The organism is Kitasatospora sp. NPDC058478 (assembly GCF_042720345.1).
In the GTDB taxonomy this organism is placed as follows: domain Bacteria; phylum Actinomycetota; class Actinomycetes; order Streptomycetales; family Streptomycetaceae; genus Kitasatospora.
On sequence record NZ_JBHXML010000057.1, the window covers coordinates 56,083 to 68,986 of the forward strand.

Annotated in this window: 4 protein-coding genes; 3 read left to right on the forward strand and 1 reads right to left on the reverse strand. The window is 69.2% G+C overall.

Annotated features, from left to right (window positions below):
• Nucleotides 1-2 precede the first annotated feature (2 nt).
• The gene (locus ACFWPT_RS28430; protein WP_380485244.1) at nt 3-4,382 is read right to left on the reverse strand and encodes a LamG-like jellyroll fold domain-containing protein; all 4,380 of its coding nucleotides are present in this window, start codon (nt 4,380-4,382) and stop codon (nt 3-5) included.
• A 525-nt stretch (nt 4,383-4,907) separates the two neighbouring features.
• On the opposite strand from ACFWPT_RS28430, the gene ACFWPT_RS28435 reads away from it, so the two are divergent.
• The 3 genes from ACFWPT_RS28435 to ACFWPT_RS28445 form a co-directional block, all read left to right on the forward strand.
• A complete protein-coding gene (locus ACFWPT_RS28435; protein WP_380485246.1) occupies nt 4,908-11,867 on the forward strand; it encodes an RHS repeat-associated core domain-containing protein in 6,960 nt (2,319 codons plus the stop codon).
• Nucleotides 11,868-11,952: 85 nt separating this feature from the next.
• Nucleotides 11,953-12,387 (forward strand): hypothetical protein, encoded by a 435-nt coding sequence (locus ACFWPT_RS28440; protein WP_380485248.1) that lies wholly within the window; start codon nt 11,953-11,955, stop codon nt 12,385-12,387.
• Between the two features lie 248 nt (nt 12,388-12,635).
• Nucleotides 12,636-12,904: hypothetical protein (locus tag ACFWPT_RS28445; protein ID WP_380485250.1), on the forward strand; the 269-nt coding region annotated here is incomplete at its 3' end.

Consider the following 12,904-nt stretch of genomic DNA (forward strand, 5'->3'; position numbering starts at 1 on the left):
GGTCAGCCCGCCTGGGCGCGCACCAGCCAACGCTGGTTGGCGCTGGCGGTGCAGGACCAGACCCCGAGCGTGGTGCCGTTCGCGTCCGCCCAGCCGGGCAGTTCGAGGCACTTGTCGGAGATCGGGTTGTAGAGCGTGCCGTCGTAGCGGCGGACCCAGGTCTGGGCGTCGTCGGCGGTGCAGGTCTGGAAGGACACCTTGGTGCCGTTGCCGGCCGGCTTGTCGTTGGTGGTGATGCACCGGTCGGCGCCGGAGACCTTGACCTTGTTGTCGGTGGTCAGGGTGAAGTGCTGGGCGTTGCCGTTGTAGCAGTTGTAGAAGGCGACCGCCGTACCGATGGAACCGCCCCAACTGTCGATGCACCTACCGGGGTTGTAGGCGCTCTGGATCTGGACGCTGGAGCCGGCCGTGGCGAGCGTGTTGGCCTGCTGGTCGGTGAACGCGTACGGGTAGATCCGGACGTCGCTGACCGCGCCGTTCACGCGGCTGTCAGGCCCGGGGTACCGGGTGGTGGTCTCCCCGCCGATGTTCAGACTGCCGTTGGCCTTCCAGCCCGCAGGGACCTTCGCGCTTCCGGCCGCTCGGCCGTTGACGTACAGCGTCGCGGTCTGGGTGTCCGCGTTGAACGTGCCGACGAGGTGGGTCCAGGCGCCGATCTGGGGCTGCTCGGAGTCGACGGCCGCGTAGTACGTGCTGGGGCGGAGCTGGTCCGACGAGGGCAGGTTGAAGGCCCACTTGCCGTACGTCGCGGAGTACTGCAGGTAGAACGGGCTGCGCTCGTTGCCGGTCAGGGAGACGGCGGTCTGGTAGCCGTTGGCGTTGTTGAGCTTGACCCAGGCGGCGACGGTGTAGCTCTGGCCGGTGTCGATGTCGGCCTGGTTGGTGCTGCGGTAGAGGGTGTTGCCGTCGAGGACGGTCGCCTTGCCCGCGGCGCCGTTGTGGTCGGTGGTGCGGGTGAACGTGCTCGGGTAGAGCGCGTTGGCGGCGTTGCTGTCGACGGCGGTGGTGCCGTCGAGTGCCCACCAGAGCGGGTTCACGGAGGTGTCTGCGGCCTGGGTCGGCCCGGCCTGCCAGGTGAAGGCGGCGTTGGGGCTGCCGGGGTTGGTGGGCGCGCCCCACCAGATGTCGATCTGACCGTTGCCGCGCTTGCCCCAGAGACCGGCCGCGCCGTTGCCGGTGAGGTCCCCGTCCGAGCCGAGCGTCGGCCAGGTGTCCGGGGAGACGGAGCCGATCGTGACCGGGTTGGAGATCTGGGCCAGCGTCGGGACGGTGGCGGTGTTCCCGCTGGTGTCCAGTACGGGCCTGCCGTTGCGGTCGGTGGACACCACTGTCCCGGTGGTGAAGGTGTAGGCGAGCAGAGTGCCCTTGCCGCCGTCCGCGGCTGCCTCCAGGTTCCGGGCCCACAGGCCTGGGTGGCCCTGCTTGGCCCAGTCGCCGGGGGCGATGAGCTCCTTGTCCTTCCACCCGGAGGCGGCGAGCCGGACGGGCTTGCCGAGGGTCTGGAGCTTGGTCGTGGGGTAGTACCAGAGGGCGGCGTCGGTGCCGTTCTCGGTGCTCTCGACGGTGAGCAGGCCGCTCTTGTTCTTGAACTGCAGCTTGTAGTCGAGGTCCGTGTTCGCCGGGTCGCCGAGTGCTGCCACACGGAGGGTGTTGGACCAGTCGGTGGCGTTGTATCCGGTGGCGGTGAGCCAGGAGCAGTCCTCGCCGGCCGTCGTGACGCACTTCGGCTTCGGGAGGACCGCCCTCGTGTCGACCCGGCCGTAGTAGCCGGTGTTGCCCGGATTCCCGTAGAGGTAGAGGTCCTTGTCGCCGGGGGCGTGGGCGACGATGTCGTCGATGTTGTTGCCGCCGGTCAGTGTGCCGCGGTGGGCGAACTGGATGTTGGCCCAGCCCTGTCCGGTGGGTGAGTCGTCGCGCTTGGCGACGAGGGAGACGGCAGGGCTCTTGGCGAGCGGGTTGCCGGCCACGGCGTAGGCGCGCAGGTCGCCCGACTGGTCGGGGGTGACGATGTCGGGCGCGCCGTCACCGGTGACGTCGCCGAAGACCGGCGGCGGGCCGTCCGGGTTCCACGGGACGTAGAACGCGTACTGGGCCACCGGCGAGACGTTGCGGGCGTTGTCCATCACCTGGAGGTACACGATGTTGGTGCCCCACCGGCCCGGCAGGACGCTGACGCCGCCCTGCGGGAGGGCGGATCCGCACTGCCACTGGGCGCCGGAGAGCTGCGGGTCCCAGGACCACCGGGCACACGTGACACCCGACGGCGTGCCGCCGTTGGGGGCGGTGTCGGCGGCGGTGAAGGGGACGATGCCCCACTCCCAGGCCTTCTTCCTGGTCACCTGTCCGTTGCCGGACGGCGGGAAGTGGTCGGCGAGCGAGCTCTCGGGAAGAGCGGTGTAGACGTCGGGGACGGACAGGCTCGGGGGAGTCAGGTCGACCCCGAAGCGGCACGCGGGGGCGTATCCCGACGAGGTCAAGTCGTCGGTGGCGAAGGAGCCCCAGCCGTAGACGTGCCCGTCCTTGACCACGTCGGAGCGCACCTGGAAGGCGGCGTTGCCTCCGTTGCCCACCAGACCCGACTTCCCGGAGTCGACCTCGGGCGCGCCCGGGAGGTTGTAGTCCCAGATCTTCGACCACGAGTAGAGCGAGTTCTGGACCGGGCTGTGCACGGTGGCGTTCAGGGTCACCGCGCCGTTGAAGTTGCTGCCCGCGCCGAGCCAGCCGACCGAGGAACCGTCGCAGCCCTGGTTCTCGGCCCACGGAGACGCCGTGCCCGGCGGCGGCCAGACGTAGGTGTTGGTCGGGGTGTCCGGTGCGCGGTCGTACTCGACGACCACCACCGGGTTGTAGGTCAGGCGCTTGAAGGCCATCTTGTTGGACTCGTCGCCGGCGAACACACCGAAGGTCAGGTTGTCGTGGGTGGCGGCGCGGTCCCGGTAGACGGAGGTGACGTCGTACTGGAACTCGCGATTGTCGTAGCAGCCGCTGCCGCCGGAGCCGGCGACGTCGGCGCGGCCGAGTCGGCCGCCCACCACGGTGGGCGGGTTGTTCCAGGTGGTCTGGTTGTTGATCGGCCCGGTGAAGTAGAGGTCCACCGGATAGGTGGTGGTGCAGGAGAAGTCCGAGGACTCGTACTCCCAGACCGACATGGTGGCCTTGTTGATGACCGTGCCGCCGAATCCGCGGGTGTCGATCTGGAAGTAGGACCGCTCGATTCCCTTGTCGACCTGGTACCCCTGGTACCCGACGCCGGGGCGGGCGTACTGGCCGTCGGAGGCGGTGGTCTGCCCGTAGCGGGGTGTCTTCGGGTACGCCTGCTGGGTCCAGGTCCAGGCGTTGCCGCTGCGGGAGTCGTAGATCCACCCGGGATCGATGAACCAGGGGCCCTGGCCCTTGCCGAGCACCGAGGCGTCGGTGGTCAGCTCGACGGCATCGCCGGAGGCCGTGGTGGGCATGGTCGCGACCCTGGCGCCCGTGCCGGGCCCGTCCGCGCTACTGGGCTTGTCCGACTTGGCGGGAACACCGGCCTGGGCCGCGCCGTCGCCGTCGGCCGGGGCGGCCTGCGCGGCCGTAGCGGACTTGCCGGCAGGGGCTGCGGGGGCGGTGCCGGCCGTGCTGCCCGAGCTGTCCCACATCCGAGGGGCCGGGGCGTGCCAGCGGACCTTGCCGTCCTTGCCGGTGGCGGTGAGGTTGTTGGACCCGTCGTCCATGACGGTGACGCCCTGACCGGTGGTACCGAAGCGGATCTTCTTCAGCTGCGGACTGTTGGCGGCTTCGGCGGTCTTGACGATCAGGACGGTGCTGAGGCCGCCGAACTTGTCGGCGGTGGCCTTCAGGTCGATGCCCGGGGCGACGTCGGGGTAGATCAGGCCGTCGCCGTCGTCGTCGAGGGACGGCTTGGTCAGCGGGAACGGCGAGTCGATGACGAGCTTCTCGCCGTCCGGGCTGGTCAGCGTGCCGAGGGGGCCGCTGCCGCCACCGGACAGGTGGACTCCGGAGGAGGCGGCCCGGGGGCGGTAGCCGCCCGTCGGGTCGGCGACGAGCTTGGGATCCAGAGCGGCCCAGGCGCCGTCCTGCTGCCTGACGCGTTGTTGGTCGGCGTGCTGGGAACGGGAGAGGTGGCCCTCCGGAGTGGCGACCGTTTCGCTGTACTCGTCCGTCAGTTCGGGTACGGGGACGGGCTTGCCGGTGGCCTTGGCCTGGGCGATCGCCCGGTCGGCGGCCGCAGCCGGAGGCTTCTCCTTGGTCTGCCTGGCGTCTGCGGCGGCCATGGCCGTCAGCAGGTCCGGGGGAAGCATTCCGGGTGTGGTGGTGGGCTTAGCGGGTGCCGGGGCGGCGAACGCGACGGGTGCCACCGAGGTCAGGGCCAGGACGAGGCCCACGGCCGCGGCGGATGTGCGCGCGGACGGGGTCCGTGGACGAAGACGTGTGCCGGAGCGGGCGCCGGGCGGAGCAGCAGGCATGTGGTGAGGTTCCCCCCTCGCTGTGACAATCGGATCTGCCCCTCTGGCCGATCGGTAAAGGACAGGCACAGGGGGCGCCAGCAAGCTCCCGCAATGGCAAACTGATGGTCAAATCATTTAGGTGGTCAACTGTCTGGTTTGGGGGTGGGCGAACCACTTTGACTCCCTGTGACATGAATCACTCCATGTCGTGATCGGTCAATTCCTCGACCCGGGGTCGCATTACCCCCTACTGTCCGCCACAGTCGTCTGTCCACGCCCCAGCTGAGGGGTGGCTACCTATGGGGGGTAACGGTGTCTGTTCGTCGTGTCCGTTTGCCGTGGTCGGCAGGGAGGGGAGCGCCGCCACCAGGGCGGCGTCGAAGCTCTCGTGTCGCTTTTGTGAGCGCTTTGACCGTGCTGAGTGCTCTTGTGTCACCTGTCGTCCCGGCGCTGGCTGCGCCGGTGGCGGACAAGGACAAGATCTGGTCGCCGCCGGGTACTCCGCTGCCGAAGACGGCCTCCGTGCCGGGCACACCGGAGCAGCCGAAGTCGGTGCCGGCGAAGAAGGGTTCGCCGGACTGGGTGCCGCCGAAGGGCGCTCCGAAGAGTGCCTCGGGCTCGGCCGTCGCCCTGCTGGATCCCGCGCCGGCGCCCGGTGCGAAGGCCGTGCGCAAGGGTCCGGACGGTGCCGAGGTGCGGGAGTCGGCGGCCGGGGCCTCGAAACGGGCCGGTGACCTGCCGGTGTGGCTGGCGCCTGTCGCGCCGGATACCGCGCCGGAGGCCTCGGGTGCTGCCCCGGGCACGGGCGCCGGTCCGGCCAATCCGCCGGTCAAGGTGAGTGTCGCCGACGCGAAGGCCGCCGGCGCCGCCGGTGTGCAGGGAGCCCTGGTCACGCTGGAGCGCGCCGAGCAGACGGACGCGACGAAGGTGCGGCTGGGCCTGGATCTGTCCGGTGCCGGGTTCGGCGGTGGCTTCGCCGAGCGGGCACAGCTGGTGTCGCTGCCCGCGTGTTCACTTACCACGCCCGAGGTGGCCGGCTGCCTGGCCCGCACGCCGGTGCCCTCGCACTACGACGCGGAGGCGAAGAAGCTCGTCGCCGACATCGATCTGCCCGCCGTCGACGCCGCTCCGGCGAAGGGGTCGCGAGCCGAGTCGAAGTCCGGGGACCAGGCGCCGTCCGGCGGCCCAGCGCTCGCAGCCCCGGCGACGATGGTGCTGGCGGCCGAGGGCACCCCGTCCAGCGGCCTCGGCACCTACAGCGCGACCTCGCTCTCCGCGAGCCAGGCGTGGACGGCCGGCAGTTCGTCGGGCTCGTTCACGTACAGCTACCCGGTCCAGTCCCCGCCGTCGCTCGGCGGCGCGGCGCCCCAGGTGGCACTGGGATACGACTCGGCGGCGGTCGACGGGAGGACCTCGTCGACCAACTCCCAAGCGTCCTGGATCGGTGACGGCTGGGACTTCAGCTCGGGCTTCGTCGAGCGCTCCTACAAGGCGTGCGACAAGGCCGGGATCGCCGGATCCGGCGACCAGTGCTGGGGCGGGGCGAACCTGACCCTGTCGTTGGGCGGCCACTCGGGCGAGCTCGTGCCCAACGACCCCTGCGTGTCCGGTGACGCCAAGTCCGAGCAGTCCACGTGCACCTGGCGGTTGAGGAACGACGACGGGACCAAGGTCGAGTTCCTCACCGGCGCAGACAACGGCACCTGGAACGGGTCGTACCTCAAGATCACCGACAGCTCCGGCACGGTCTACTACTTCGGCCTCAACCACCTGCCCTCCGCGTCCGGTACGCCGACCAGCACCGGCCCGGAGAGCAAGTCGGCCTGGACGGTTCCGGTCTACTCGCCGAACGCGGGTGACCCGTGCTACGACGCGGCCAAGGCCAAGGGCTCCTGGTGCCAGACGGCATGGCGCTGGAACCTCGACTACGTCGTCGACGCCCACAACAACCTGACCACCTACACCTACGCGCCGGAGGCCAACTGGTACGCCCGCGGTGGCGGCCAGAACCGCGGCAGTGGTGTGAACTCCTCGTACACCCGCGGCGGCACGCTCGCCTCGATCGGCTACGGGCAGCTGCTCTCCGATCAGCTCGGTGCGAACGGTGCCCATCAGCCCGCCGCGAAGATCGACTTAGAGACGGGCGAGCGCTGCGTCTCGGGCGCGGCGGCCTGCGACCCCGCGCAGCGGACCTCGGCCAACGCGGCCAACTGGCCGGACGTGCCGCTCGACAAGCAGTGCGCCGAGCAGGGCACCTGCTCCAGCTACGGACCGACCTACTGGTCGACCAGGTGGCTGAACGCCGTCACCACCTCGATCCGCTCCGGCGGCTCGTACCGCCCGGTGGACCGCTACGAGCTCACGCACACGTTCAAGAAGCCGGCCAATTCCGATGAGAACACGCAGATCCCGTGGCTCCAGGCGGTCAAGCGCATCGGCAAGGACACCTTCAACGGGCAGACCGACCAGGCCTTGCCGGAGGTCACCTTCGCGGACCTGATGCTGCCCAACCGGGTGGACGGCCTCGTTCCGGCCCGCCCGCGCTACTACCGGCCGCGGATCGAGGTGATCACCGTCGAGACCGGTGGCACGATCGCGGTGGACTACAACCGCGAATCGTGCATGCGCACCACGGGCAAGATGCCGTCCTCGGCGGACGGCAACACCATGAGCTGCTACAACGTGAAGTGGTACGACACGGGTATGGCCGCGATGGTGGACGACTGGTTCCTGCGCTACCCGGTCGCCTCGGTGACCGTCGACCCGAACTCCAATCTCATCGCCGGCTCGGCCACCAAGGTCACCGCCTACGAGTACGGACCGGCCGCCTGGCACCGCAACGACGGCGCCCTGGTGGACGACAAGTCCCGCACCTGGGACCAGTTCCGTGGCTACGCCAAGGTGACCGCCGTGACCGGCTCGGGCAAGGACGGCGCGAAGTCCAAGACGTCGACCAGCTACCACCAGGGAATGGACGGCGATCTGAAGGCGGACGGATCGGCCCGCTCGGTGACGGTATCCGGGCCGACGAGCGGCGGCCGCCGCGACGACGACTGGCTGTCCGGCCGGGTGCTGGAGAGCGACGTCTACGTCGACGCCGACGCGGCCGCACCCGAGGCGTCCACCGTGAACACCAGCAGTGGCCCGGTGACCACCGCGACCCACAAGCGGCCCGGTCTGCCGGACCTCGTCGCCCGGTACGCGGCCACTACCTCGACCAGCACCTCGACCAGCCGGACCACCACCGGAACCCGGGCCACCTCGACGGTGACCACCAGTGACCCGGCGAACGGCAACCGGATCAAGACCAGCCTCAGCACCGCGGACGGCACGCCCGACGTCTGTGTCCGCAACTCCTACGCCACCGGCGCGAACCCGCACATGACCGGCCTGGTGTCCGAGGCGCTGACCGTCTCCGGCGCGAACGCCTGTACGGCGACGCCGACCGCGGCGAACACCGTCTCCAGCGCCCGTACGCTGTACGACGGTGCGGCGTTCGGCTCTGCGGGCGCCAAGGCGGAACCGACCGGTGCGCAGGTGCTGGACCGCTACGACGGCTCCGGCGCGGCTCAGTTCGTGACCACCGGCACCTCGGCCTACGACGTCTACGGCCGCGCCACCAGCGCCACCGACGTGACGGCCACCGACAGCGCCAATCCGAACGGCGCCACCGTGACCACGACCTACGGCTCAGCGAACCCGGGCGAGCTGCCCAACCGGACCGTGACCGGCACCCCGGCCCCGGCGGGAGCGCCCGACGCCGGAGCCAAGCGCAACACCACCACCACGCTGAACCCGGCCCGTGCGCTGCCGATCGCCACCACCGACCCCAACGCCCGTACCGTCACCCAGTCGTACGACTCCCTCGGTCGACTCAAGGCGGTCTGGACCCCGGGCCGTGCGACCAGTGCGAGCGCCAACTACACCTTCGACTACACCGTGGACGGCACAGCCCGGCCGTCCACCGTCACCAGCCGGACGCTGCGCTCCAACGCGAGCTACGCGGTCTCCACCCAGATCATGGACGGCCTGGCCCGGACCATCCAGACCCAGGCCAGCCCGGCCATCTCCGCGTACCACGGCCGACTGCTGACAGACACCTTCTACGACTCGCAGGGCCGCACCAACCGGACCTTCAACACCCACTACGACGACACCGCCGGTCCGAACACGGTCCGATTCAACGCGATCCCCGCCGAGGTCCCCGGCCAGACCTCCACCGCCTTCGACGGCATGGGCCGACCGGTGAGCACGCAGTTCATCGCCCTCGGCGTGCTGCAGAACACCACGACCACCGCCTACCCGGGCGCCGACCGGGTCGACGTGTCGCCGCCGGCCGGTGCCACCGCGACCAGCACCCTCTCGGACGCCCGCGGCCGCACCAGCCAGCTGTGGCAGTACAAGACGCCGTCCGCTACCGGCAAGCAGGCCGACGCCGACGTCACCACGTACACCTACACCCCGAGCGGTCAGGCCGCGACGCGAGTCGACGCCGCCGGGAACAGTTGGAGCTACGGCTACGACCAGCGCGGCCGTCAGGTGAAGGCCGACGACCCGGACACCGGCGTCTCGACCCGCACCTACGACAGTGCGGGCCGCATGGCCACCACCACGGACGCGCGCGGTCAGTCGATGGCGCTCACCTACGACCTGCTCGGCCGCAAGACCGGCACCTACAACGGCACGGTCAACCCGGCCAACCAGCTCACCGGCTACACCTACGACACCGTCGCCAAGGGCCAGGCCGCCAGCTCCACCCGGTACGTCGGGGGCGCCGGCGGAGCGGCCTACACCAAGGCCGTCACGGAGCTGGACCCGGCATACCGGCCGACCAAGTCCACCGTGTCGATCCCCGGCAGCGAGATCGGCAAGACCGGGCAGGCGACCTACGAGTACGAGACCGTCTACGACCCGATCACCGGCGCCGTGACCACCGAGTACCGGGCCGCCGTCGGCAACCTCGCCTACGAGTCGATCGGCTACAACTACGAGATCTACGGCCTGCTGCACGACATGGGCGGGGCCGACGACACCTATCTCCGTCAGTCCGACTGGGACGCCTACGGACGCAACATCCGTTCCACCGTCAACCCGTTCGGCTGGCAGATCGTCACCACCAACACCTACGACGTGTCCACCGGACGTCCGCTGACGCAGTACGTCGACAAGCAGACCTCCACCGACGGCACGGTCCAGAACACGACCTACGCCTACAACCAGGCCGGCCGGATCACGGCGATCCGGAGCATCCCGAACAACACCCCGGCCGCCACCGACCTGCAGTGCTTCTCCTACGACTACCTGGGCCGCCTCACCACCGCGTGGAGCGACACCGGGCGGCTCGACCAGCCCACCCCGTCCCTGGCAGGCCAGGGGGCCTGCGCCAACTCCACTCCCACCAGCGGGGCTTCGGCGCCTTCGAAGACGACGGTGGGTGGCAACGCCGCCTACTGGCAGGACTACACCTACGATCTGACCGGCAACCGCACCAAGCTCGTCGACCACAACCCGGCCGGAGACCAGTCCAAGGACGTGAAGGTCGACCAGACCTTCCCGACCCCCGGCACCCGCAACACGCCGACCACTGCGGCCGGCACGGGCGGCGGCACCGGCGGCCCGCACGCACTCGCCGGCGGCACGTACACCTACGGCTCGGCCACCGCCCCCCAGGGCATCGACGAGTACGACGCGGCCGGCAACACCACGAAGATCAACAACCCCAACGGCATCAAGATCCTCAACGCCGGGTCCGTCCTCAAGTCCGGTGAGAGCGTGCGCTCCAACAGCGTCCGACTCGCCATGCAGGACGACGGCAACCTGGTGCTCAGCTCGCTGCGCACCGGCCAGGTCCTCTGGTCCACCAACACCCAGAACCACCCGGGAGCCTGGGCCACCATGCAGGACGACGGCAACTTCGTCGTCTACGACTCCCAGCGCGTCGCGCTCTGGTCCTCGCAGACCTGGGCGGGTAACGCCAGCGGCTACTTCGCGACCGTCCAGGACGACGGCAAGTTCATCGTCTACGCGCCCGGTTGGAATTCCAAGTGGGGCACCTCCACCTGGAACGCCGCCGACTCGGCCAACGCCTCCACGCTGACCTGGGACGTCGAGGGCAAGCTCGCCTCACTCGCCCAGGGTTCGGCCGTCACGACGTACGTCTACGACGCCGACGGCAACCAGCTGATCCGCCGCAACCCCGGCAAGGTCACCGTCAACCTCGGCGGCGGCGACGAACTCACCTACGACACCGGTACCAAGACCAGCACCGGTACCCGCTACTACAGCATCCCCGGCGGGATCACCCTGGTCCGCGAGAGCCCGACCAAGCTCACGTACCAGTTCGCCGACCACCACGGCACCAACACCCTGTCCATCGGCCGCGACAGCCTCGTCGAGACCCGCCGCCCCACCGACCCCTTCGGCGCCCCCCGCGGCACCACCTCCAGCACCACCGCCTGGGCCGGCGACAAGGGCTACGTGGGAGGCCTCAAGGACGACGCCACCGGCTTCACCAACCTCGGCGCACGCCAATACCAGCCCAGCACCGGCCGCTTCCTCAGCCCGGACCCACTGCTCCTGCCCAACGACCCGCAGCAGTGGAACGCCTACGTGTACAGCAACAACGACCCGGTCAACAAGACCGACCCCACCGGCATGGCCCTGGAGGAGTGCGCCAGCGGGATGGCCAAGTGCTCCAACATGGGCACCAAGATCGAGGGCGAGGGCGAGAACTACCAGAAGATCGTCGCGCAGATCCAGGCGCAGGCCGGCGCACGGCGGGACGGGTACGAGCGCTTTCTGCAGCACCAGTCGACGGCAAAGAATTCGAAGTGGGTTGGCACGGCGCCCAGCACGGAGGAGATGGAGAGGAGCATGCGGCAGATGCGGCGTGCTACGGGACTGGAGCTGGAGAAGGACTACATCGCGAAGTCGCCCTACCCGACCTCGCTGCAGGAAGGACAGTCCACGATCAAGATTGGCAAAGTCAACACCGCCGAGATGGATGTCTGTGCTGCCCTCAACGCCATCACTTGCCTCGACGCCTGGGGAATCAAGGATTGGTCGGAGGAGATGGTCGCTAAGGAGTATCCGGGAATCGGGGATAGGGACGACCGTGTCAACTCCTTCCGGCACCTCATGTGGCAGGCGCGACTCTCCTACGAGCAAGGCGCGGAGAATGCCGAACACTGGGCAATCGCACACGAGGCCTTCGGGCCCAAGCCGGACCTTTCCGACTACAACTACCGAGACCATCTCTCGGATCTGGTGAACAATGCCCGCGGTCGGAACATTGGCGTCGAGGCCAGCAGGTACGGGAATGGGAATAGTCGAGACCAAGCCATGCAGTACATCCTTGAGGCTGTCAGGGCGGATATCAGGAACGGGCTCTATGCCCGGAGGGATGACTTCCTGCCGGAATAGGGTTAAACACCACAAGTAAGTAAGTGAGGCCGGGCTGGTATAGCGCCAGCCCGGTCTCGCACCAACTTTGAAAGGCTGGGAAGCTGTGGCTGGTCGATGGAAGCACCTGAAGTCCCGGGAGGGCGTTGTCCTGCTCGTGGGTGTCCTGCTGATCGCGGGTCTGGCGGGGTATTTGAAGGTCCGGTCGGGCGGGCCGGATCCGAAGGACTACGTGGGGCGTTGGGCGTCGCGGGACGAGGTGATCGAGCTGCGGGAGGGGGGCCGGCTCGGTGAGGTGCGGCTCGACGGGTACTTCTGCGCGAAGGATCCCGTCGGGCAGGGTGCGGCGTTGGGGGAGTACCAGGGGAGTTGGCGGGCCGGGAGTGTGGACGACGCGGGGTCGGGGGTCTTCGTGGTGCTGCGGGACTACTACTCCGGGGGTGACTGCGAGATCTATCTGCAGGAGGAGCGAAAGGGAGCGGTGGTCAGTCTGGGTGGTCAGCCGCGGGGGAGCGCGCAGCGGGTCTTCTCCAGGGCGTAAAGGCTCGAAGAACGATGGCTCCAGCACCGGGTGTCAGGGATGTCAGGATTCGGGCGGTGACGTTGGGATGTCGTCAGGGTGGTGGGTGGGTGTCGACTCTTCCGCTGCCTGATGTGCCTGGTCCCACTGGTGGTTATCGCAATGCGCCTACCGGGGGCCGCCGTACGGCGGCCTGGCGGTGCCGGCGATGCCGGCTCTGGACGGGGTGCTGGTGGTCGACTTCGCGCTGGTCGGCAAGGTCGGGGCGGTTGGAGGGGCAGACGAAGCTCGCCTCACTCGCTCAGGGTTCGGCCGTCACGACGTACGTCTACGACGCCGACGGCAACCAGCTGATCCGCCGCAACCCCGGCAAGGTCACCGTCAACCTCGGCGGCGGCGACGAACTCACCTACGACACCGGTACCAAGACCAGCACCGGTACTCGCTACTACAGCATCCCCGGCGGGATCACCCTGGTCCGCGAGAGCCCGACCAAGCTCACGTACCAGTTCGCCGACCACCACGGCACCAACACCCT